Origin of the sequence: Nocardioides sp. AX2bis (genome assembly GCF_902506435.1) — a bacterium.
Classification (GTDB): domain Bacteria; phylum Actinomycetota; class Actinomycetes; order Propionibacteriales; family Nocardioidaceae; genus Nocardioides.
This window is the reverse complement of the sequence record NZ_LR733215.1, coordinates 1,069,370-1,090,609: the sequence shown is the minus strand read 5'-3', so window position 1 is coordinate 1,090,609 and position 21,240 is coordinate 1,069,370. Positions and strand designations below refer to the sequence as shown.

Genomic DNA, 21,240 nt, shown 5'->3' with positions numbered 1-21,240 from the left:
TCGTGGAGGCCGGCGCCGCGCTCACCACGGTGCTGTCGGTGCTCATGAGAGGGACTCCGCGATCGGGCCGAGGGCGAGGACGGGGACGTAGGTCAGACCGACCACGACCAGGGCGACGCCGGTGAGGAGGGCCACGAAGAGCGGCCGGTGGGTGGGCAGCGTGCCGGCGCTCGGCGGCAGCTGCTGCTGCTGGGCGAACCGGCCCGCCAGGGCCAGGACCAGGAGCATCGGCAGGAACCGGCCGAACAGCATCAGCAGGCCCAGCAGGGTGTTCCAGAACGGGGTGCCCGAGGTCAGGCCGCCGAAGGCGCTGCCGTTGTTGTTGGCCGCGGAGGTGACCGCGTAGAGCGCCTCGGACAGGCCGTGCGGCCCCGACTCCTGCAGGCCGGCGAGGCCGTCGCCGGCGGTGATCGCGACCGCGATCCCGGTCAGCAGCAGGACCGGCGTGGCCAGCACGTAGGCGGCGACCAGGACGATCTCGCGCTGCCCGATCTTCTTGCCGAGGTACTCCGGCGTCCGGCCGACCATCAGGCCGCACAGGAACACCGTGAGGATCGCCAGCACGAGCATGCCGTAGAGGCCGCTGCCGACCCCGCCCGGCGCGATCTCGCCGAGCATCATCGAGAACAACGTGACGCCGCCGCCGGGGGCGGTGAAGGAGTCGTGCATGGCGTTCACCGCCCCGGTCGAGGTCCCGGTCGTGGCGGCGCCGAAGAGCGCCGACCCGGCCTCGCCGAAGCGGGTCTCCTTGCCCTCCATCGCGGCGCCGGCCAGCTGGGGCGCCGTACCGGGCCCGGCCATCTCGGCCCAGGTCAGCAGGCCGACGCCCAGGCTGAGCAGCACCCCCATGACGGTCAGCACCGCGACGCCCTGGCGGCGGTCCTTGACGATGATCCCGAAGGCCCAGGCCATCGCGAAGGGGACGAGCAGCAGGAGGTAGATCTCCAGGATGTTGGACATTGGGCTGGGGTTCTCGAAGGGGTGCGCGGAGTTCACGTTGTAGAACCCGCCGCCGTTGGTGCCGATCTCCTTGATCGCCTCCTGGCTCGCGACGGGGCCACCGGTGAGCACCTGCGTCGCGCCACCGAGGGTGTCCAGGTCGGTGTTGGCGGCCAGGTTCTGGACCGCACCGAGCAGGACGAGCAGCAGCGCGGCGACCACCGCGAGCGGCAGCAGGACGCGGAGCACTCCCCGGACGAGGTCGGCGAAGAAGTTCCCGACGCGCGCGTCACCGCCCGCGCGGGCCAGGCCCCGGGCGAAGGCTGCGGCCACGGCCATGCCGACGCCGGCGGAGACGAAGTTCTGCACCGTCAGGCCGGACATCTGCATCAGGTGGCCCAGGGCGGCCTCGCCGGAGTACCACTGCCAGTTGGTGTTGGTCACGAAGCTGACCGCGGTGTTCCAGGACCCGTCGGCGGGCAGGCCCGCGAAGCCCAGGCTCAGCGGCAGGTGCTCCTGGAGCCGACCGAGGGCGTAGAGGACGAGCACCCCCACGAGGGAGAAGCCGAGCACCGACATCGCGTAGCTGCGCCAGTGCTGGTCGGCGTCGGGGTCGATCCGCAGGACGCGGTAGGCGACGCGCTCGACGGCCAGGTGCCGCGGCGAGGTGTAGACGTGGGCGAGGTGGCGCCCCAGGAACGGGACGGTCACGGCCAGCGCGGCGAGGAGCACCGCGACCTGGCCCAGGGCCGGGGCGAGCTCGCTCACCGGTCGAGGACGCGGGTCAGGAGGGCGAGCGCGAGGAAGGCCCCGACGGTGAGGGCGAGGTAGAGGAGGTCGGTCACGTGTTCCTTGATAGGCCTCCCGGAGGCCGGACCCGCACCCTCTTGACGGTTCCTTGACGGTCGGGGGCCGTTCCTTGACGCGATCCACGCGCCGGCCCCCGACCCCGGTGGTGAGATCGACCGACGCCGGCCGGCGTACTGGCACTAGCCTCAGGGCGCTGCCCGGGCCCGGCCCGGTCGCGCCAACCCCGCGCGAGCGTCGCAGCCGTGCCCACGAGGTCCGTCGATGCCCGTCACCGTCGCTGTCGTCGACGACCACCCGCTGGTCCTCGCCGGCCTGGGCACCGTGCTCGCGCCGTACGCCGACCGGGTCCGCCTCCTGGCCGGGCCCCTGACGTACGCCGCGGCGCTCGGCGTCGACGTCGTCCTCCACGACCCCTACACCGGGCCCCACCGGGGGGCGCCCGACCCGCGCCGGGTCCTCGGCCGCCCGCGCGCGAGGCTGGTCGTCTTCAGCTGGCGCAGCGACGCCGACCTGGTGGCGCAGGCCCTCGCCGCCGGCGCCGACGGCTACCTCGTGAAGTCCTGCACGGCGGCCGAGCTCGTCGACACCGTCGAGCGGGTGCACGCCGGGGAGGTGGTGCGACCGGGCGACCGGAGCGCCGCGTACGACGCCCTCCCCTGGCCCGGCGCCGCCCATGGCCTCAGCGTGCGGGAGTCCGAGGTGCTCTCGCTGGTGAGCCGCGGCCTGAGCAACGCCGAGATCGCCGCGCACGCCTTCGTCAGCATCAACACCGTCAAGACCTACATCCGCTCCGCCTACCGCAAGATCGGGGCGACCACCCGCCCGCAGGCCGTGATCTGGGCGCTCGGGCACGGCTTCGGCCCGACGCCCTCGCCCTGGGCGGACGGCCGCACCCTGCGCGCGCTGCCGCGCGACGCGACGGCGACGCCCTGATGGAGAACGCCCCGGCACCCGGCCCGCAGCGCCGGACACCCCCCACCCCGGGCGAGGTGTGGGAGCGTTGGTCGATGACAGAGAGCGTGCTGGCCGGCTCTCTCGTCACCGCCGCCCGCGCGCTCCAGCGCGAGACCGGCTCGCAGCACACCCTGGACCGGGTGGTGCAGCTCGCCGTGGAGATGGTGGACGGGTGCCAGCACGCCGGCATCTCGCTCAACCGCCGCGGCGTGATCACCTCCCCCGCCACCAGCGACGCGATCGTGGAGCGGGTCGACGAGCTGCAGTACGAGTTCGACCAGGGCCCCTGCCTCGACGCCATCCGCCAGCACGAGTGGGTGCACTCGACCGACCTCGCGCTCGACCCGCGCTGGCCCGTGTGGGGACCGCGCACGGTCGAGGAGACCGGCATCCGCTCGATGATGGCCTTCCGGCTCTTCACCCACCACGACGTCGTCGGCGCGCTGAACCTCTACGCCACCGAGCCGGGCTCCTTGGACGAGCACGACCGCGACACCGGAGCCGCGCTGGCCGCGCACGCCGCCCTGGCCGTGGTGGCGTCGCAGAAGATCGAGAACCTCGAGATCGCGCTCGAGTCGCGGGCCACCATCGGCCAGGCCGTGGGCATCGTGATGGAGCGCTTCGACCTGGAGCCCGACCGCGCCTTCGCGGTCCTCTCGCGGCTCTCCCAGGACCTCAACCGCAAGGTGCGCGACGTCGCGCAGGAGCTGGTCGTGACCCGGACGATGCCGGGGGGCTGACCCTGCGGCGCGCGGGACGTCATACGGCGGGCGCCCGCGCCGGGCGGCGCGGGGTATGACGTCCCGGGCGCGGCGGGGGTACGGGCGCGGCGGGCGTACGGCGGTCAGGCCGGGACGGGCAGCCCGCCGGTCACCGCCACGACCTCCCCGGTGACGTAGCTGGCGTCGGAGGAGGCGAGGTAGACGAACGCGGTGGCCACCTCGACCGGCTGGCCGGCCCGGCCCATCGGCGTCTGGTCCCCGAACCCGGCGACCTGCTCGGCCGGCATGGTCGCGGGGATGAGCGGGGTCCAGATCGGGCCCGGCGCGACCGCGTTCACCCGGATCCCCCGCTCGGCCAGGCTGCCGGCCAGGCCGCGGGTGAAGGCCACGATGCCGGCCTTGGTGGTGGCGTAGTCGAGCAGCTCGGGGGCCGGCGAGGACGCCTGCACCGAGCTGGTGTTGATGATCGACGAGCCCTCCCCCAGGTGCGGCAGCGCCTTCTGCGACATCCAGAACAGCGCGTAGAGGTTGGTCCGCATCACGCGGTCGAGCTGCTCGGTGGTGATGTCGGCGAGACCGCCGGTCTGCGCCATCTGGTACGCCGCGTTGTTCACCAGGACGTCGATGCCGCCGAGCTCGGCGACGGTGGCGTCCACGAGCGCCTGGCAGGCCTCCTCCTGCGCGAGGTCGCCGGGCACGAGCAGCGCGCGGCGGCCGGCGTCCCTGACCAGGCGGGCGGTCTCCTGGGCGTCCTCGTCCTCCTCCGCGAGGTAGCCGATGGCCACGTCGGCGCCCTCCCGGGCGAAGGCGAGCGCGACGGCCCGGCCGATCCCGGAGTCGCCGCCGGTGATCAGGGCGACCTTGTCGGTCAGCCGGCCGTGCCCGACGTACGACTCCTCGCCGTGGTCGGGCTGCTCGCGGAGGGCGGAGGTGACGGAGCCGGGCGAGCCCGGTGCGGGCAGCTGCTCGCCCTGGTCGTGTGCGTCGGAGGTCATGGGTCCACCGTGGCGCAGGAGCGGCGCGGTCCCTGCCACCCCTGGGGGCGGATCCGGACCGCGCCGCTGCGACGTGCTGCCGTCAGGGGACGGTGATGACCAGCTTCCCGCGGACGTGGCCCTCCATGCTGCGCTCCCAGGCCCGGGCGGTCTCGGCCAGCGGGAACAGCTCGGCGACCTCGACGCGCAGCTCACCGGCGTCGACGAGGCCGGCGAGGGTGGTGAGGTCGGCGACGTCGGGGCGGACGAAGACGTAGCGGCCGCCGTGCTCGGCTACCGACGGGTCCGCGACCGAGGCGATCCGGCCGGCGGCGCCGTCGGCGAGCAGCTCGACGCTCTGCGCGAGGGTGTCGCCGCCCTGGGTGTCGAGGACCGCGGTCACGCCGTCGGGGGCGATCTCGCGGACCGCGGCGACCAGCCCGTCGCCGTACGCGACCGGCTCCGCGCCGAGCGAGCGGACGAAGTCGTGGTTGTCGGGCGAGGCGGTGCCGATCACGCGGGCGCCGCGGGCCCGGGCGATCTGCACGGCCAGCATGCCGACACCGCCGGCGGCGCTGTGGACCAGGACGGTGTCCTCCCCGGTGGTGCCGACGAGGTCGAGGCACTGCAGCGCGGTCAGGCCGGCCAGCGGGATCGCGGCCGCCTCGGCGAAGGAGGCCCGCTTGGGCTTGCGCGCCACGCAGCGCTGGGGGGCGCCGACCTTCTCGGCGTACGTCCCGTCCTGCACGGCGTCCTTGCGCAGGTAGCCGTAGACCTCGTCGCCGACCGCGAGGTCGTCCACGGCCGGCCCGACCGCGGTGACGACGCCGGCGACGTCCCAGCCCGGCACGACCGGGAAGGACGTCGGCAGCATGGCGTCGAGACCGCCGGAGGCGATCTTCCAGTCGACCGGGTTGACCGAGGTCGCCTCGACGTCGATCGCGACCCAGTCGGGGCCGATCTTGGGGTCGTCGACCTCGGTGAGCTGCAGCACCTCGGTGCCGCCGTACTGGCTGTAAGTGATGGCCTTCATGCCATCGACGGTACGGCGGCGCGGCGGGCGGCCGCGCTCACCCCTCGAAGCCGGTCTCCGGGGGCACGGGGGTCGCGAGGTCGGTGACGCGGACCAGCAGGGCGGGGTCGTCCTGGCCGACCCAGGTGCCGGTGAGGTCGTAGGCGCGCGACGACTGCTGGGTGGCCTGCGGGCGGCGCTCGACACGCAGCTCCCAGGCGCCGCTGCGCAGGGTGGTGCTGGTGCCCTGGACGTCGGGGCCGGAGTACGCACCGACCTCGACCCACTCCCCGGCGGCCAGGCCGGCGTCACCGGGGCGGGGGCCGCCGGCGAGGCGGACCGAGGCCGGGCGGGTCTGCCAGTGGCCGTGCTCGTCCTGGCGCACCTCGACGGCCTGCCCGACGCCGGTGAGCGCGACGGCGGTCGCGGCGACGAGGTAGGCGGGGTCGCCGACGGCGTCGTAGGTGTAGCGGGTGCCGAGCACGGAGTGCTCCATCTCGCCGACCAGGTGCTCCTCGGCGCCCTCCAGCGGGGCGGCGCGGTAGGTCAGCGGGACGTGCCAGGTCGTCGGGTCGTCGCCAATCGTGGCGAGGTGGCCCTCGATCCCGACCTCGCCGGCCGGGTCGTCGAGGCGGTAGGCGCCGACGAGCGTGACCGTGGCGGGGTCGACGTCGGAGGGGGTCCAGGGGCGCCGGTCGGGCAGCACCAGCAGGTCCCCGGTGGCGGGGTGCGCGAGCACCTGGACGGGGTGGGCGTAGACCTCGCTGAGCCGGGGGCCGGTGAGCACGTCTGCGGGCAGCCCGTCGGCGACGACGTGGCCCTCGCGCATCAGGACCACGCGGTCGGCCCAGGCTGCGGCCAGGGTGAGGTCGTGGAGCACGACGACCACGGCCGCACCGGTGTCGGCCTCGGCGCGGGCGCGGGCGAGGACGGTCTCCTGGTGCCCGAGGTCGAGCGCGGCCGTGGGCTCGTCGAGCAGCAGCACCCGGGCGGCCTGGGCCAGCGTGCGGGCGAAGGAGGTGCGTCCTTTCTCCCCGCCCGAGAGCAGGCCGAAGGGCCGCTCGGTCAGCGCGAGCAGGTCAGTCGTGGTCAGGGCGGCGGCGACGACCTCGTCGTCGTGGTCCTCCTCGGGCCGACCGCGCCAGGGGGCGCGACCCATCCGGACGACCTCGGCCACCCGGAACGGGAAGGCCACCCGGTGCTCCTGGGTGAGCACGGCCCGCTCCCGGGCGAGCTCGCGCAGGCGCCAGTCGCCGAGCGGGCGGCCCAGCACCTCGATCCGGCCGCCGGCATCGACGTCGCCGGCGAGGGCGGCCAGCAGCGTGGACTTGCCGGCCCCGTTCGGCCCGACCAGCGCGAGCACCTCCCCGTGCCGCACGTCGAGGTCGACATGGTCGACGACGGCGGTCGGGCCGTACCGGACGACGACGTCGCGCGCGGTGACCGCGGCCCTCACGCCCAGCCCCCGGCCGTGCGGCGGGTCCGGCGGAGCAGCCAGAAGAAGAAGGGACCGCCGACCAGGGAGGTGAGCATGCCCAGGGGCAGGTCGGCGTAGGCCACCAGGGTGCGGGCCCCGGTGTCGGCGACGACCAGGCACAGCGCTCCGCAGAGCATGGAGGCCGGGAGCAGGGCGCGGTGGCCGGGGCCGGTCACCATCCGGACCACGTGCGGCACGACCAGCCCGACGAAGGCGACGATCCCGCAGAAGCTGACAGCGGCCGCGGTGAGCAGCGCGACGACGACGACCAGGAAGATCCGGAGCCGCTCGACGTGCACGCCGAGGTGGCGCGCGGGCCGCTCCCCCAGCGCCAGCAGGTCGAGACGGCGGGCGCAGAGCAGGGCGGCGCCGATGCCCAGCGCGGTGAGCGGGCCGGCGACGACCACGTAGCGCCACAGGACGTTGTTGAGGCTGCCGAGCTGCCAGAAGACGATCTGCTCGCGGGCCTGGGTGTCGCCGAGGAACATCAGCAGCGCGAGCAGGGCACCCGCGACGGCGTTGACCGCGATGCCGGTGAGCACGAGCGTGACCACCTCGGTACGCCCGTCCGACCGGGCCAGGGCGTACACGACCAGCGTGGTGACCAGGCCGCCGACGAAGGCGCAGGCCGCCGTGGTCCACGGACCGGCAAAACCCAGCCCGAGCACGATCGCGGCAGCCGCGCCGACCGCGGCCCCCGCGGAGACCCCGACCACGCTCGGCTCAGCCAGGGGGTTGCCGAAGACGCCCTGCATCACCGCGCCGGCCACGGCCAGCGCCGCGCCGACGATCAGGGCCATCAGCACCCGGGGGAACCGGACTGCCCACAAGGTGGTCTCCTCCGCCACACCGTCGGGGACCGGGCCGACGTCGAGGCCGGCACGGTGGAGCACGGAACCCACGACCTCGGCGAACGGGACGGGGTTCTGCCCGGACCCCGCAGCCGCGACGACCGCCACCACCAGGGCCGCGCCGAGACCGACGACCAGTGCGGTCGTCCGCCGGGGGCGTACGGAGCCCGGGGCCGGGCGCGCGGTCGGCGGGCTGGCCACCGGTGGCGCGGTGAGTGTCACAGCGCGTCCGGGGCGTAGAGCGCGACGGCGAGGGCGTTGAGCACCTCGGGCGTGCGCGGGCCGAAACTGAGCACCTGCGCGTCGTCCATCGCGACGATCCGTTCGTGGCGACCGGCCTCGGTGGCGGCCAGGGCGGGGAACCGCTCGAGCAGCCCGTCGACGCCGCCGACGGACTCCAGGCCCTTGGTCATCATCAGCACCACGTCGGGCTGGGCCGCGACGAGGCCCTCGTCGTTGACCGGCTTCATGCCGGCCCAGCCGATCTCCTCGGCGACGTCGTAACCCCCGGCCGCGGTGATCAGCGAGTCCGCCCCGGAGCCCTCGCCGAACATGTAGTAGACGCCGGCCTGGCCGCGCACGTAGAGGAACACGGTGCGCAGCTGGCCGGTGACGTCGTCGGGCACCACCTCGGCGATCGCCTCGGTCACGTCGGCGGTCTCCTGCTCGATGCGGGCTCCCAGCTCGCGACCCGCACCCGGCACCCCCAGGGCGGTCGCGACCTCCATGGTCAGCGGGGCGAGGTTCTCCAGGTTGCGCTCGGAGTCGACGACCACCACCGGGATGCCGGCGTCCTCGAGCTGGAGCACGACGTTGAAGGGGCCCAACGAGGTGTCGGTGAGGACCACGGTCGGCTCCAGCGCCAGGATCGCCTCCGCATTGAGGTCGTGGCCGTCCCGGGTGACCAGGGGCCGGTCCTCGATCCCGGGGAACGAGGAGGAGACGTCCCGCCCGACGACCTGGTCGCCGAGGCCGAGCTCGAAGACGGTCTGCGCCAGGGTGCCGTGGATGTCGAGGGCCAGGACCCGGTCGGTGTCGCTCACCGTCACTCGCTCGCCGCGGGAGTCGGTCACGGTGACCGGCAGCCGGGGGGCCGCGTCCGTGGTCACCGGGTCGATGACCGGGTCGGGGAGGTCGATGTCGATCACGCCCTCGAACGCGCGGGGATCGGCGGCCGCCTCGACCGAGGACACCGACGGAACCGCGAACCCGGACGACAGTTCCTCCTCGGCCTCCGCCCCGCCGAGCACGGGTCCGCAGGCGGAGACCAGCACAGCGGCGACGGCGACCAGGACCGGCAGGGCCGTCCGGCGAGGCTCGAGATGGGTCACAAGTGCCTCCGGCTTCGACTGGCCGCCGGCTCGAATATCGGCAACTCAGGTGAGGCTAACCTAACTTAGGTAAGCCTTGCCTACAATGGCCGGCAGAATGCTCTCGTGACCTCAGCACAGGACGTCCTTGACCACATCGTCGGCGCGGCGGAGGCCGATGCCTTCGGCGCCCACGCGGCCCACGTGCTGATCGGAGACGACAGCGCGGTCCACCACTGGTCCCCCGACGTCCGCCGCGACATCCACTCCGTCGCCAAGGCCGTCTGTGTCATCGCTGCCGGGACAGCCTCCGACGCCGGCCTGTACGACGTCGACGCCCCCGTCGCCCGCTACCTCCCCGACAGCACCCTCGGACGCGGCGTCGACAGGGTCACCACCCGACACCTCCTGACGATGACCAGCGGGATCGAGCTCCCCTGGACCGCGACCCTGATGACCCACTGGCCCGACCTCGCCCACGAGTTCCTCGCCCGCCCCTCGACCGGCCGGGTGTTCCACTACTCCAACGCCAGCACCTACACCGCGATGCGCGCCCTCGCTGCCGTCGTCGGCGACGTGCCCGACTGGCTCCGCCCCAGGCTCTTCGAGCCGCTCGGGATCATCGACCCGCCGTGGGACCGCTGCCCGAACGGGCGGATTGTGGCCGGCGAGGGTCTCCACCTACGCGCTGAAGAGCTCGCACGCCTCGGGCGCCTGATCCGCGACGACGGACGCTGGCACGGCCGTCGCCTGCTGTCGTCCCGATGGACCCACAGCATGCGCGCGGACTGGGTGGAGCACGACGCGCCACCCGCGTACGCGCGCTACTCGCTCGCGGCCTGGGGCGGCCCGGGCGACGCCTGGCGCCTGCACGGCGCCCACGGGCAGCTGGTGATCTTCCGCGGCGACTCTGTCGTCACCGTCACCGCCGCCGATCACGTCGGGGCCGACCGGATGGCCGAGCGCGTCGTCGCCATCCTCGGCGCCTTGGGGAGCCGCACGACCGGATAGGCAATCCGGTGGGCGCGTCACAACGAAATTGGAGATGTAGTCAGACCCCTTGCCGACGGCCAGAATCCTCCCCTCACGAGGAGAAGAGTGCCACTGACCTGTTGCGACTGTGTCGAGCTGACCGGACCTGAAACTGCGGCCCGTTGGCCCCCAGGCCAAAAGTGCGTCGTTCCGCCACAACACCCACCTCTCGGAAGGATCGGGACTCGTGACCTGGCCCGTTGGTGACCGCGTCGTCGAAGATCGCGCGCAGTGCGGCGTACATGTTGCGTCGCGTGCTCGCCGCTCCCCGCTGGCCGGCGGCTTCCTGTCCGGCAAGTACGAGAAGGGCGCACAGGCCGAGGGCGGCACCCGCGCCGGCGCCGGCCAGCCGATGATGGACCACATCTTCGGCGACCTCGGCGCCAAGCAGCAGAACTGGGACATCCTGGACACCGTGCGCGCCATCGCGACCGAGCTCGACGTCACCCCCGCCCAGGTCTCCCTGAGCTGGCTGACCAACCGCCCCGCCGTCGTCTCCCCCATCATCGGCGCCCGGACCCTAGAGCAGCTCGAGGCCAACCTCGTCGCCGGCGACCTCGACCTGGACGAGGCCGCGACCAAGCGCCTCGACGACGTGAGCGCACCCCGGCCGAACGACTACCCCTACGGACCGTTCGGGACCAAGCAGCGCAACCGCTACGTCGATTCCAGCGACCAGGCGATCGGCGAGCTCTTCTGAGAGCTGCTTCGCTCCGCCCAAGGCGAGTCCGAGTCGGCGGTGAGTGAAGGCCACAGAAGATCGTCGCTGGAGCCTCTGCCCTGGTGCCCTCCAGAAGGGCCCCTGCACACACACCGCACACACACGCCGAGATCGAACAGGAAGAGGCCGCCCCCACCAGCGGTGGAAACGGCCTCTGACCTACAACTTCTTCGGTCGGGCTGACAGGATTTGAACCTGCGACCCCTTGACCCCCGGGCCGGAAGTGCGTCGTTTCGAGTTGTTGCCCGTTGGCGCATTCTAGGCCGTCCTTGCAGGTCAAGCCGCGCGTTCGCACCTGCAGGCAACAATTGGCAACCCCGGGCACAACCGGACTTCCACGTCGAGATGTAGTCAGTGATGTGGTCAGACCAGCGGCCGCAAACCCAGGCACGGAGCGGGGCGCGGAAGGCTGCGGAGACCCCGCTCACACGCCCGAGCGTTGCCGGCGCGTACAGGCCTCGACGCCTGGGCCACAGGTCACGGCCCGAACCTGTCACCAGTTCGTGCAGACGATCCGAGGGATGGTGCGTTGTTCGTCGCTAGTCGCTGGCATCACTGGGTGCAGACGGCCCCAGTCGCTTTGGTCAGAGGTCGATTCTTCCGCTTGCTGCGATGACGGCTTCGGCGATGCTGATTGCTGGGACTCCGACTTCTGTGGCGGCTCCCTCAAGCTGCCGGCGGGCGTTGGTCAAAGTCGACCCGGAGTGTGCGGCGAGTAACGAGACTGCGTAGTCGACACGATCCTTGTCGTGAAGGAGAGTGTCGGGACTACGGGTCACAGTAAGGATTCGGCGCCAAGCTCGAACTGGATCGCTCAGGGCGCCGGCGTTTGCGGCCCGGCCGGCCTTGGAGTAGCACCACACACTGTCGCGGTGAACCTCTCGATTGTCCTGACCGATGTCGTTGTGCCGGAACTCGACGTGGTCTTCCGTGCCGGGGAGGTCACGCCCATCGAGGTGACTGCGGTGGCGCACCGGGGTGATGAGTGGGAGCCGGCCCAGGACGCTCTGGAGTTGACTGTGTCTGCCGGGCCGGAAGGGGAGGTCTTTGCTTCGGCGGTGTGGCAGTCGGTGATCATGGCGGACTGGTCGATCGGCCAGATGCGCGAGCGGCTGCGCAGCGACCTGGTCGACTTCGTTGCGTTGAGCTCGTTCGGCTGGGGAGAAATGCGGGCCTGACGGGGCACTTGTCCGGCGGGGCCAGGTGGCGAGGCGAGGACGGAGTCGTGGCTGCCCGCGGGCGGACCTCGGCCGCCGGTCAGGGCTGAAGTCGAGCGTGCCAGGCGCAGCGCCGGCCGGTTGGACTTGGGCTCTGCAGGACCCTGAGAGTTCGCTGATGATCGCCGTCGGGACCAAACCGTGAGGCCGGCTGCCGCCGAACGACTGGTGTAGCAACGCCCACGGGGTACTCCCGGCTGGGCACTCCATCTGAAGGGCACCACCATGCGTTCCACTGCGTTGTCCACCCGTACTCGCCGCGGCCTCGCCGCCGTCGCCCTCACCGGTCTCCTCGCCGGCCCCCTCGCCGCGTGCAGCAGCGAGAGCGACGCGGCGCCCGCCTCGTCCGGTTCGTCGAGCTCCTCTTCGGCCAGCGAGGCGCAGACCCCGCCCCAGCCGGTCGCGTCCATCGACGCCCTCAGCGGCCAGGACACCCAGATCGCCCTGGACCAGGGCTTCGTCGATGCCCTGACCCAGCTCAAGCTGACGCCGGGCGTGGTCGGCGACGCGAAGCTGACCGACGGTTCGCTGGTCTTCCCGATCACCGGCGGCAACGTCACCGTCTTCGAGCCCGGCCAGGTCTCGCCCTACGTCATCGGCCAGGTCCAGCACGAGGGATCGGGCCTTTCGCTGTCGGCCGGCGGCACCACCGTTGAGCTCACGAACCTCAACGTCGACCCGGGCGTCTCTCGCGTCTACGGCGACGTGACCGTCAACGGCGAGGTCGCCGTGACCAGCGCCTACCTGTTCAAGTTGAATGGCAGCACGCTCAAGCCCCTCCAGACTCAGGGCAACAAGGCCATCCTGCAGGGCACCGAGGTCCAGATCTCAGATGTCGCCGCGCCGCTGCTGAACGACACCTTCGGCACCGATGCGGTGAAGCCTGGCCTGCTGGTCGGCATCGCGACCATCACCGTCAACACCAAGTAAGGGCCCGGGGCTCGACCCGACGCACCTTCCCTGATTAGTCGTCGCACCGAAGGCCTTGGGGCGGCGGCGAGGGGTCCTGGCCAACAACTGTCCTACGCAGTGGCCAGGGCCCCGCTCATGGGTTGATCGACAATCATTCGGGCCGTTCCTGCATGCGACGCCCCCGTAACCGCTGGAAGCGCTTCCCAGGCGATCGACGACGTCGCTCGGGGTGTGAGACACCCGTGCAGGACGTGAAGCAGCCCCGGCCGTCAGCAGGCGATGACCGGGGCAGGGACCCTGGTGCCGGACAGGGGTGGACGACGGAACTGCAGGGACCTACCTGCTCGCGGTGCCCTACTCCTCGGGGCTGAAGTGCCTGAGCACTATCACTACAATCGCCGCGACCGGGATCACGGCGGCCGCTGCGGCTTCCTCGAGGTGGCGACGGGCTTCGTCCAACGTGTGGCCCCAATGCGCCTCGAGGACCCCGATGGCGGCCGCGACTCGGGCGGCGTCAGCCAACGTCTGCGGGGCCTGCTGCGCTGCCTGGAGGCTGCTGGACGTGAGGTCTGCGTTGCTCACCGCGCCACCGGCCAATGCACCCAGGATTGAGGCGAGCTTCTCCTCGACGGGCGTCATCGCTGACCTGCACGACCTGAACAAGTAACCCCGGCCTACTGGTCCCTCCACCCAGCGGGAGGGGCACTGCCCGCGCAGCACGGAGACGCCTTGCAGGGTCTCCCGCCGGCGCAGGGCCGATGGTCAAGTCCGGCACCGGCGCTAGCGCTGCTGGCCATGTCCCGAGGATTCGATGACCGCACCCGCGGCCTCCTCATCGCAGCGGTGGTCGGCGCCGCCCTGTAGTTCGCCCTTCTCACCGCCTACATCAGCACCCGGCGAGACGGCCGGTAGCGCTTCCTCACCTCGTGCGCCGGCCCCCGCCGTCAGCGCTCGACGGTTACCGACCTTCGCAGCTTGCGCATCAGCGGCGTCGACTCCAACCACTCCCCTGGGCCCACGTCTGCCCAGTCCGGCCCGTGCCAGTAGTTGGCCGCACGCAGGCGCTCCTCCAGCTGGCGGTGCCGGCTGGCTCGCAGCAGCCCGATCATTGGCTCGCTCAAGGACACAATGCGGCGTGGCTGGGCGGTCTTCGGTGTGGAGACCACCAGTCCCCCGCCCTGGCGGACCAGTGAACCGCGGACGGTCAGCTCGCCGCGCTCCAGGTCGAGGTCGCTCCACCGCAGGGCGAGGACCTCCCCTCGTCGGAGCCCGGTGCCGAGCAGGAGGCGCACCACCTCGGCGTAGCGCTTGCCAGCGATCGCGACCAGCAGCCTTGCGGCTTGCTCGGGGGTCATGCTGGGCGCCTCGACCGCCACGGCGCGCGGGCGCTTGACGCGCACGGCCGGGCTGGCGCCGAGCAGCCCGTTGGTGACGGCGTCGTCGAAGATCGCGCGCAGTGCGGCGTACATGTTGCGTCGCGTGCTGGCCGCTCGGCCGGCCTTCTCCATGGCCAACAGCACCCGGGTCAGGTCGGCCGGAGTGATCCTCGCCAGCGGGACCTGATCCAGCTGGGGTCGGGCGTGGCGTTCCAGCAGCGTCGGCCCTGCTTAACACCGCGCAACAACTGGGTGCCGCGCTCGGCATCGCGGTCCTGTCCACCATCAGCGCAACGGCCACCGACAACCGGCTTCCTGACGATGGGGCGGCACTACGGACCGCATTGACGCACGGGTACACCACCGCGTACCTGTGGGCCGCAGGGCTCCTGCTCGCCGCGGCACTCATCACAGCCGCAACCGTCACCGCCCAGCAACACCACGACGAGACCACCCCGGACAGGTGAACCGCTCGCCGACCCGACCCGGAACCCGAGCTGACGCGCAGACGCTCGCTCATGCCGCCGTATCCTTCGGCCAAAAGATTCGACTCGTTCGGACCGGTCTCGGACGCCCACTACGCAGAGGTGGTGACGACTCTCTCGCCGCCGATACCGTCGCCGGCCATCGCTCCGACCTCGCCCGCAGCCTTCAGGTCGCTGACGGCACCGGCCTTGTGGCCACGCACGAGTACGGCCTGGCCCCTCTGCTCAAGCCCCACCTCGCCAACCGAAGGGCACCTCGATCGTGGCGGGCCCCGGTGCGAACGGCGCCACACCGCTCAGTGCGTGGTTGGTTTCTCCGCGGCCCCCAGAGCGAAGCGGCGCCGGTAGGACGTCGGGGTCGTTCCGTAAGCAGTCACGAACCGCTGTCGGAACGTGACGACACTGTCGAACCCTACGCTGGAAGCGATGGCGGAGACCGGCATCGTGGTGCGTTCGAGCAGCCGTCGCGACTCGTCGAGGCGCCGGTTCGACAGCCAGCGCGCCGGGCTCGCCCCGAGGGTCTCGGTGAAGCGTCGGCTGAAGTTGCGGGGGCTCATCTGGGCCCTGCTGGCCATGACCTGCACGGTGATCGGCTGGTCCAGGTGGTGAAGGACCCAGTTGATGGTGTCGCCGAACTGCCCGACCGAATCGGGCTCGGGAACGGGCCGGGAGATGTACTGCGCCTGCCCGCCGTCACGGTGGGGAGCGACCACCAGATGCCGCGCCAGCGTCCCCGCTGCCTCGGACCCCAGCTCGCGGCGGACCAGGTGCAGACAAGCGTCAATGGCCGACGCTGTGCCGGCCGAGGTAAGGACGTCGCCGTGATCGAGGTAGATCGCGTCAGCATCGACCTCCACCCGCGGATACATGGCCGCCATCCGGGCCGCGACACCCCAGTGCGTGACCACCGTCCGTCCGTCGAGCACCCCCACATCGACCAGGGGGAACGCACCCAGGCAGAGCCCCGCCATGGGGGCGCCCCGGTCGGCTGCGTCGCCGATCACCGCCGACACAGCCCCCGCGGCGGGCCGAAGGTCCTCGTGCCAGGACGGGAAGACCAGCATGTCGGTACCCAGGGCGGCGTCTGGGCCCCGGACCACGTCGAGGGTGATGCCCTCTGCGGTCCTGACCTGGGACTCCTCGCTCCACACCGTGACGACCCAGGACGGGTCGAGGCCGAGCTGACTGACGGCGTCGAACACCGACGTGGGGACCGCGAGGTGGAAGAGGCTCATGCCGTCGAAGGCATGGATGGCGATCCGCAACGGTTGTCCTAAATGCATCGAAAGTGGTCATCTGCGCCACTCACGGTAGCGGCGACGGGAAGGGAGGCTGGAGGCTCACCCACCACCGAGGAGAACCCCATGACCGGCACCCGCCGTGCGCTGATCGTTGTCGACGTCCAGAACGAATACTTCGATGGCACCCTGCAGATCCAGTACCCGCCACGGGAGCAGACCCTTGCCAACATCACGCGCGCTCTGGACGCTGCCGCCGAGCTGAACATGCCAGTCGTCGTGCTCCAGCACGAGCTGCCAGAGGGGGCGCCCGTCTTCGCAGCCGGCTCGCACAGCTGGTCGCTGCACCCCGAGATCGAGCGGCGCCTGCGCCCGGAGTTCAAGCGGGCCTCGAAGGTCCACGGGAGCGCGTTCTCAGGTGAGGGTGTGGCACGGTGGCTTGAAGAGCAGAAGGTCGAGACGATCACAATCGTGGGCTACATGACCAACAACTGCGACATCGCGACCGCCGCCGACGCGGAGTCGCGAGGCCTGGGCGCGGAGGTCCTCTCTGACGCCTCAGGAGCCATTCACCTCTCCAATGAGGCCGGCACCGTCTCGGCCGAGCAGCTGCACCAGACGTTGATGGTGCTGCTGCACTCCAACTTCGCCGCAGTCACCGACACCGCGACGTGGATTGAGGCAGCACGAGCGGGCACCGACCTACCGAAGAGTGACCTCGGCACATCGGCGATCCAGGGGCTCGAGAAGGCCACCGCCTGACACCGGCACACGAGGCGACCACGTCGTGGTGGGCCGGTGAAGCCCAGGTCAAGCCGCCGGAACGTTGGTCGGTCCTTAGTCGTGCCTCGACTGGTTCCCGCGCTGCGGTCGTGAAGGGACCGCCAGACCCGACCCGGGCGCACCCGGGCGCACCCGGGTGGAGCCGGCCTAACCCGGTCTGACCCTCGGGCCGGCGACGGCGGCGGCGACGATGAAGCCCAACGCCGCTCTGGCGTCGTTCAGCCCTCGGCGGCACTCGCGCTGCGGGCGAAGTTTAGTGCGAGACGTTGCGGCGGACCGTCCTCACCCATGGCGGCTGCGAGCACAGGCTCGGGCACCTGCAGCGCCCACGCATTCATGGCCTCCAGAACGGCGCGCAGTTCCAGTCCGACCTCGGTGAGCTCGTAGACCACGCGTGGCGGGATTTCGGGGTATGCCGTCCTTGTGACAAGGCCGTAGGTCTCGAAGCGACGCAGCCGGCTGGTCAGGGTGTGCGCGCTGATGCCGGGCAGTGCACGCATCAGGTCGGTGAAACGCAGCCGTCCAGGCATCAGCTCGCGCACGATCAACGTCGCCCACGGGCCGTCGAGAAGCATCAGGAACCGGGAGATGCCGCACTCGGGGATCTGCGAACAGTTGTCGTCCATGGGTGCAACGCTATCGCATCAGTGCAGTTGACGTAACTGGTGCAGTGGATGCATCAATTGCGTTATGACCTACCTCGTGCATGGCGCTTCCGGCGCTCAAGGCTCCCCCGTCCTCTCCGCGCTGCGGGCCAGCGGCCACCAAGCCGTCGCCGCGGTCCGCGATCCCACGTCGATCGAGGGCCCGGCGGTCGCAGTCGACTACGACTCCGTCGACTCCCTTGTCGCGGCTTATCGCGAAACCTCCGGGGTGTTCGTCCATCTCCCGGTCGGGAGTCCCCAGCGTCAGGCCGAGGTCGCGGGCAACGTCGCGGCCGCCCTCGCCCGGTCGGGGGTGAACCGGGTTGTGATGTCGACCAGCGGGTACCCCCTCGAGGACGGCAGCGGACCCGCGGTCCTGGCTACGGCGCTCGAGGCCGGCGGCCAGTCGTTCGCGGTCCTGGAGCCCAGGCTGTTCCTCGAGAACCTTCTCCTCCCCCCGGTCGTGGGCCCCGCTCGCACGGAGGGGGTCCTGCGGTATCCGGTACGAGCCCACTACCCGATCTCCTGGGTCTCCCACCTCGACGTGGCTGACGCCGCCGTGGCGCTGCTCATCGATGGGTCGATCACCGGACGAGTCACTGTCGGAGCGCTGCCTGCACTCCTTGGCAGCGACCTTGCCGACGGGTTCAGCACCCACCTCGGCACGCCGGTCTCCTTCGAGGCCCAGGATCCTGAGGACTTCGGGCGGGGGATCATCCCGATGTTCGGCGAGCAGGCAGCCCGTCCCGTCATCGACTCATACGTCTGGCGACAGACCCAGGTCTCCGACGTCATCGACGAGGAGCGGTCAGCCCAGCGGATGCTCGGCATGGTCCCACGCACCGTGGCCCAGTGGTTGGCTGACGCCGGGGCCTGAGCCGGGTCTCGGGCCACCGGGACGACCCGGCGCGAGCGGGAGGACAGATGAAGCGAAAGCTGCTGCTGACGCTGACGAGCATGCGAGGATCCGCAACCGCCACTGGTCGCGAAGCGATCTGACAACGCTGCCACACGCTCGACCCTGGGTTCCGATCTGTGTCTTTGACGCGCATGGGCCCGGGTAACCACATGCCACCAACGTCGATCACAGCGTTAGGACGATTCTTCTTTCGCCGAAGTTGGGATCTGACCGCGGCGAAGCAGCGCGCGTCCGGCGGCGAGGGTCGAGTGGATGGCTGCGGGACTCGTTGCAACAGCCTCCGAGTCCCCGCGCCGGTAGATCGAGATGAACGCTCCTTGTGCCTCGCCGTCAACTATGGCTCCGTGGACAAGAGACGGCCGCAACTGCTCGGGCTGGTCGGGAATGAAGACCAGGACTAGTACCCCCGGGGTGGGCTGATCCACGTGGACGACCGCGATCGTCAGTCCTTCGGGCGGCGGGAAAATGTGGTCCTTCAGGGCCTTGACGTACCGACGCCGAGTCATTGGGTCGGGCGGCTGCGGGGTGACAGCGTCGATGACGTCCACGCCGTCGACCTTCCTGGTCTCAAGCCCAACGACGACCAGTCCACCTCCCGGTGAGTTCGCGAACTGTGCGACGACACCCGCGAGTCGTACCTTCCCTCGTAGCTGCTTCACGGGGTAGTGCTCGCGCTTGACCTCCAACCAGAGGGACTCGTCCTGGCCAAGCAGCGCGTGGACATGACCGGATCGGATGAGGTCGGCCGCTGTCTCGCGGGTCAACCCACCGATAGAGGCGGCAGGGAGTTCGACGACTTCAAGTCCGTTACGCGCGAGATCGGCAGAGCGGTCTGACAGAAGGTGGAAGCCGAGCGTCAGGGTCGTCTGCCAGTAGCGCCCGTCGTGATCGACCGCTTCCTCGCTGGACAAGAGCCGCAGTCGCCGGCGTGCCAGGAGTGGCGTATCAGGGCCTTCTGAGGCAGACCGGTCGGGAGTTCGTCATCAGGAATTCCGTCGCCATACATGTCGACCACAATCACGAGTTTCCCGTCAACCAGTCGGAACGAGACAGCCGACCAAACTAAGTACTGCACGTCGTGTTCGGGAGTCGCATCGGTGACGATGTGAAGCTCGACGTCCCCCCACAGGTATTCGGCTCGTCGCATGGCGGCGGCGAGATCGCGGGCTGGAACTGTCTCGAGGTCTTGCAGATGCGCAACGACTTGGTCATAGTCCTCAACTCGGCGCCGGGTGCCTGCGAACTCCCAGTGCAAGCCGCCGTCGATGACGCTGACTGCACCACGGCTGAAGGATTCCCGGTCGATCATCGTCCAGTTCTAATGCACTATCTGGTCGCGGCCGGGCTTCGACATCGACGTCTTGACCTTTGCCCCCGTCCGACCACTTCGGAGGGCCTGTGTCTTACCGCCGCGACTGCCACCTCTCGTGCGGCAGGACCAGGACCTAGTCAGTAGCGCGACTGCTAATCGCCTGCCCCGGAAGTTCGCCACTCAGTGATCACCAGGGCGCAGGTCACGGCGTCGGGGTACATGGACCCGAGCAACACGCTGACCATCCTGGTCTCGCAGGAGGAGGCCGCACACCTGTTGTGCGTCGAGCGCACAACCATCTGGCGGATGTGCTGTCGAGGCGACCTCCAGCGGGTGCGCATCGGGCGACGCTCGCTGGTGACCCGCGCGTCGATCGAGGGGTTCGTCGCCTCACAGGTTCAGTGCCGCAGCAACGGTCGCGGCAGCCGACCGCGAGGCGTCGTCCGTGAGGTGCCCGTAGGTGTCGGCGGTGATGGCGACGGAGGAATGACCGAGGTTGCGACTGACCACGTGCAACGGGACGCCGTGCAGCAGCGCGGTGGTGGCGTAGGTGTGTCGCAATGTGTGCACCCCGATCCCACTCAACCCGATCGCCGTGGCACCGTCTCGCACCAGGCGTAGGAGGTTGCGGGGGTCCACGGGGCGGCCCAGCTCGGTGGTGAACACATGTCCGGAGTCCTGCCAGTAATTGGCCGCGCGCAGGCGCTCCTCCAGCTGGCCGTGGCGGCTTACCCGCAGCAACCCCATCATCGGCTCGCTCAACGACACCGTGCGACGTGAATGGGCGGTCTTCGGCGCCGAGACCACCAGTCCCCCGCCCTGCCGGACCAGCGAGCCGCGGACGGTCAGCTCGCCGCGCTCCAGGTCGAGGTCGCTCCACCGCAGTGCGAGGACCTCGCCTCGTCGCAGCCCGGTGCCGAGCAGCAGGCGCACCACGCTGGCGTAGCGCTTCCCGGCGATCGCGGCCAGCAGCTGCGCGGCCTGGCCCGGGGTCATGCTGGGCGCCTCGACCGCCACCGCACGCGGGCGCTTGACGCGCACGGCCGGACTGGCACCGAGTAGCCCGTTGGTGACCGCGTCATCGAAGGTGGCGCGCAGTGCGGCGTACATGTTGCGTCGCGTGCTCGCTGCTCGGCCGGCCCTCTCCATGGCCAACAGCACCCGGGTCAGGTCGGCCGGGGTGATCCGAGCCAGCGGGACCTGATCGAGCTGTGGTCGGGCGTAGCGTTCCAGCAACCCGCCGTACAGCGCCTTGGTCGAGGGCGCCCGGTCGCTGGCGGCCAGGAACGTGGCCCGCCACTCGCTCAGCCAGTCGCCGAAGCTGCGACTGGCGTCGCGCACCGGCGCGCCCAGTGCGATCCGTTCCTGCGCCTCGCGGGCCTTCGCCCGTGCCTCTGCCTGGGTGCGGCCGTAGAAGTACACCCGCCGCGTCGACCCGTCAGGGTTCTCGACAGTGAGGGTGACGAGGTAACGCCCGTCGGCGCGCTTGGTTCGTCTGCTTGCCATGGTTCCTCCGGTTCGTACACCGAAGGCCTGGGAGCCCATTTCGCGG

21 protein-coding genes and 1 pseudogene are annotated in these 21,240 nt (G+C 70.9%); 9 read left to right on the top strand and 13 right to left on the bottom strand.

All coding sequences use genetic code 11. The features are described from left to right. Positions 1 to 42 precede the first annotated feature (42 nt). Complete coding sequence (gene kdpA / locus GV155_RS05220; protein ID WP_160005897.1) at positions 43 to 1,707, bottom strand: potassium-transporting ATPase subunit KdpA; 1,665 nt, start codon at positions 1,705 to 1,707, stop codon at positions 43 to 45. Positions 1,708 to 2,010: 303 nt separating this feature from the next. On the opposite strand from kdpA, the gene GV155_RS20660 reads away from it, so the two are divergent. Beyond that, complete coding sequence (locus GV155_RS20660) at positions 2,011 to 2,682, top strand: response regulator transcription factor (protein ID WP_160005895.1); 672 nt, start codon at positions 2,011 to 2,013, stop codon at positions 2,680 to 2,682. Positions 2,683 to 2,756: 74 nt separating this feature from the next. Further along, a complete protein-coding gene (locus tag GV155_RS05210) occupies positions 2,757 to 3,443 on the top strand; it encodes a GAF and ANTAR domain-containing protein (RefSeq protein ID WP_160005893.1) in 687 nt (228 codons plus the stop codon). Between the two features lie 104 nt (positions 3,444 to 3,547). Here GV155_RS05210 and GV155_RS05205 read toward each other — a convergent pair whose 3' ends face one another. The 5 genes from GV155_RS05205 to GV155_RS05185 all read right to left on the bottom strand — a co-directional run bounded on the left by GV155_RS05205 (position 3,548) and on the right by GV155_RS05185 (position 9,070). Continuing rightward, positions 3,548 to 4,420, bottom strand: a complete 873-nt coding sequence (locus tag GV155_RS05205) for an SDR family oxidoreductase (RefSeq protein ID WP_160005891.1) — start codon at positions 4,418 to 4,420, stop codon at positions 3,548 to 3,550. Between the two features lie 82 nt (positions 4,421 to 4,502). After that, the gene (locus tag GV155_RS05200; RefSeq protein ID WP_160005889.1) at positions 4,503 to 5,432 is read right to left on the bottom strand and encodes an NADP-dependent oxidoreductase; all 930 of its coding nucleotides are present in this window, start codon (positions 5,430 to 5,432) and stop codon (positions 4,503 to 4,505) included. Positions 5,433 to 5,469: 37 nt separating this feature from the next. Continuing rightward, a complete protein-coding gene (locus tag GV155_RS05195; protein ID WP_236554012.1) occupies positions 5,470 to 6,867 on the bottom strand; it encodes a heme ABC transporter ATP-binding protein in 1,398 nt (465 codons plus the stop codon). Continuing rightward, positions 6,864 to 7,940 carry a FecCD family ABC transporter permease gene (locus GV155_RS05190; protein ID WP_160005885.1) on the bottom strand — a complete coding sequence of 359 codons (1,077 nt, stop codon included), beginning with the start codon at positions 7,938 to 7,940 and terminating at the stop codon, positions 6,864 to 6,866. The genes GV155_RS05195 and GV155_RS05190 overlap by 4 nt, the downstream gene beginning before the upstream one ends. Before the next feature lie 17 nt (positions 7,941 to 7,957). Then, positions 7,958 to 9,070 carry a heme/hemin ABC transporter substrate-binding protein gene (locus GV155_RS05185; protein ID WP_236554010.1) on the bottom strand — a complete coding sequence of 371 codons (1,113 nt, stop codon included), beginning with the start codon at positions 9,068 to 9,070 and terminating at the stop codon, positions 7,958 to 7,960. A gap of 105 nt (positions 9,071 to 9,175) precedes the next feature. On the opposite strand from GV155_RS05185, the gene GV155_RS05180 reads away from it, so the two are divergent. The 4 genes from GV155_RS05180 to GV155_RS05165 all read left to right on the top strand — a co-directional run bounded on the left by GV155_RS05180 (position 9,176) and on the right by GV155_RS05165 (position 12,949). Further along, positions 9,176 to 10,060: a serine hydrolase domain-containing protein gene (locus tag GV155_RS05180; RefSeq protein WP_160005883.1), complete on the top strand. Its 885-nt coding sequence runs from the start codon at positions 9,176 to 9,178 to the stop codon at positions 10,058 to 10,060. Positions 10,061 to 10,268: 208 nt separating this feature from the next. Further along, positions 10,269 to 10,781: an aldo/keto reductase gene (locus GV155_RS05175; protein ID WP_160005881.1), complete on the top strand. Its 513-nt coding sequence runs from the start codon at positions 10,269 to 10,271 to the stop codon at positions 10,779 to 10,781. An 893-nt stretch (positions 10,782 to 11,674) separates the two neighbouring features. Next, complete coding sequence (locus GV155_RS05170) at positions 11,675 to 11,980, top strand: hypothetical protein (protein ID WP_160005879.1); 306 nt, start codon at positions 11,675 to 11,677, stop codon at positions 11,978 to 11,980. A 264-nt stretch (positions 11,981 to 12,244) separates the two neighbouring features. Next, positions 12,245 to 12,949: a hypothetical protein gene (locus GV155_RS05165; RefSeq protein WP_160005877.1), complete on the top strand. Its 705-nt coding sequence runs from the start codon at positions 12,245 to 12,247 to the stop codon at positions 12,947 to 12,949. A gap of 336 nt (positions 12,950 to 13,285) precedes the next feature. On the opposite strand, the gene GV155_RS05160 is transcribed toward GV155_RS05165, so the two are convergent. From GV155_RS05160 to GV155_RS05150, 3 genes are all read right to left on the bottom strand, one after another. Beyond that, the gene (locus GV155_RS05160; protein ID WP_160005875.1) at positions 13,286 to 13,570 is read right to left on the bottom strand and encodes a hypothetical protein; all 285 of its coding nucleotides are present in this window, start codon (positions 13,568 to 13,570) and stop codon (positions 13,286 to 13,288) included. Positions 13,571 to 13,875: 305 nt separating this feature from the next. Continuing rightward, complete coding sequence (locus GV155_RS05155; RefSeq protein ID WP_442938861.1) at positions 13,876 to 14,523, bottom strand: tyrosine-type recombinase/integrase; 648 nt, start codon at positions 14,521 to 14,523, stop codon at positions 13,876 to 13,878. A 565-nt stretch (positions 14,524 to 15,088) separates the two neighbouring features. Further along, positions 15,089 to 16,057: a GlxA family transcriptional regulator gene (locus GV155_RS05150; protein ID WP_160005871.1), complete on the bottom strand. Its 969-nt coding sequence runs from the start codon at positions 16,055 to 16,057 to the stop codon at positions 15,089 to 15,091. 99 nt (positions 16,058 to 16,156) lie between these two features. Between GV155_RS05150 and GV155_RS05145 the strand changes: the two genes are divergently transcribed. Next, positions 16,157 to 16,792, top strand: coding sequence for an isochorismatase family protein (locus GV155_RS05145; protein ID WP_160005869.1), 636 nt, complete (start codon positions 16,157 to 16,159; stop codon positions 16,790 to 16,792). A gap of 239 nt (positions 16,793 to 17,031) precedes the next feature. On the opposite strand, the gene GV155_RS05140 is transcribed toward GV155_RS05145, so the two are convergent. After that, entirely contained in the window at positions 17,032 to 17,439 is a 408-nt protein-coding gene (locus tag GV155_RS05140) for a winged helix-turn-helix transcriptional regulator (protein WP_160005867.1), read from the bottom strand. Between the two features lie 64 nt (positions 17,440 to 17,503). Here GV155_RS05140 and GV155_RS05135 point away from each other — a divergent pair, with 64 nt between their 5' ends. Continuing rightward, positions 17,504 to 18,334 carry an SDR family oxidoreductase gene (locus tag GV155_RS05135; protein WP_160005865.1) on the top strand — a complete coding sequence of 277 codons (831 nt, stop codon included), beginning with the start codon at positions 17,504 to 17,506 and terminating at the stop codon, positions 18,332 to 18,334. A gap of 215 nt (positions 18,335 to 18,549) precedes the next feature. On the opposite strand, the gene GV155_RS05130 is transcribed toward GV155_RS05135, so the two are convergent. Together GV155_RS05130 and GV155_RS05125 are read right to left on the bottom strand one after the other, a co-directional pair. Beyond that, complete coding sequence (locus GV155_RS05130; RefSeq protein WP_160005863.1) at positions 18,550 to 19,287, bottom strand: hypothetical protein; 738 nt, start codon at positions 19,285 to 19,287, stop codon at positions 18,550 to 18,552. Beyond that, positions 19,233 to 19,685 (bottom strand): hypothetical protein, encoded by a 453-nt coding sequence (locus GV155_RS05125; protein ID WP_160005861.1) that lies wholly within the window; start codon positions 19,683 to 19,685, stop codon positions 19,233 to 19,235. The genes GV155_RS05130 and GV155_RS05125 overlap by 55 nt, the downstream gene beginning before the upstream one ends. Positions 19,686 to 19,907: 222 nt before the next feature. Here GV155_RS05125 and GV155_RS21110 point away from each other — a divergent pair. Continuing rightward, positions 19,908 to 20,024 (top strand): annotated as a pseudogene (locus tag GV155_RS21110) (hypothetical protein); the annotation flags it as partial. Between the two features lie 54 nt (positions 20,025 to 20,078). Here the strand turns inward: GV155_RS21110 and GV155_RS05115 are convergent. Beyond that, the gene (locus tag GV155_RS05115) at positions 20,079 to 21,194 is read right to left on the bottom strand and encodes a tyrosine-type recombinase/integrase (protein ID WP_160005859.1); all 1,116 of its coding nucleotides are present in this window, start codon (positions 21,192 to 21,194) and stop codon (positions 20,079 to 20,081) included. Between the last annotated feature and the right edge of the window lie 46 nt (positions 21,195 to 21,240).

Bases quoted from the DNA above. Each gene is read 5' to 3' on its own strand.
- GV155_RS05145 (WP_160005869.1), top strand. From the start codon at position 16,157: ATGACCGGCACCCGCCGTGCGCTGATCGTTGTCGACGTCCAGAACGAA.
- GV155_RS05210 (WP_160005893.1), top strand. From the start codon at position 2,757: ATGACAGAGAGCGTGCTGGCCGGCTCTCTCGTCACCGCCGCCCGCGCG.
- GV155_RS05125 (WP_160005861.1), bottom strand. From the start codon at position 19,685: ATGATCGACCGGGAATCCTTCAGCCGTGGTGCAGTCAGCGTCATCGAC.
- GV155_RS05135 (WP_160005865.1), top strand. From the start codon at position 17,504: ATGACCTACCTCGTGCATGGCGCTTCCGGCGCTCAAGGCTCCCCCGTC.
- GV155_RS05205 (WP_160005891.1), bottom strand. From the start codon at position 4,420: ATGACCTCCGACGCACACGACCAGGGCGAGCAGCTGCCCGCACCGGGC.
- GV155_RS20660 (WP_160005895.1), top strand. From the start codon at position 2,011: ATGCCCGTCACCGTCGCTGTCGTCGACGACCACCCGCTGGTCCTCGCC.
- GV155_RS05160 (WP_160005875.1), bottom strand. From the start codon at position 13,570: ATGACGCCCGTCGAGGAGAAGCTCGCCTCAATCCTGGGTGCATTGGCC.
- GV155_RS05140 (WP_160005867.1), bottom strand. From the start codon at position 17,439: ATGGACGACAACTGTTCGCAGATCCCCGAGTGCGGCATCTCCCGGTTC.
- GV155_RS05200 (WP_160005889.1), bottom strand. From the start codon at position 5,432: ATGAAGGCCATCACTTACAGCCAGTACGGCGGCACCGAGGTGCTGCAG.
- GV155_RS05165 (WP_160005877.1), top strand. From the start codon at position 12,245: ATGCGTTCCACTGCGTTGTCCACCCGTACTCGCCGCGGCCTCGCCGCC.
- GV155_RS05115 (WP_160005859.1), bottom strand. From the start codon at position 21,194: ATGGCAAGCAGACGAACCAAGCGCGCCGACGGGCGTTACCTCGTCACC.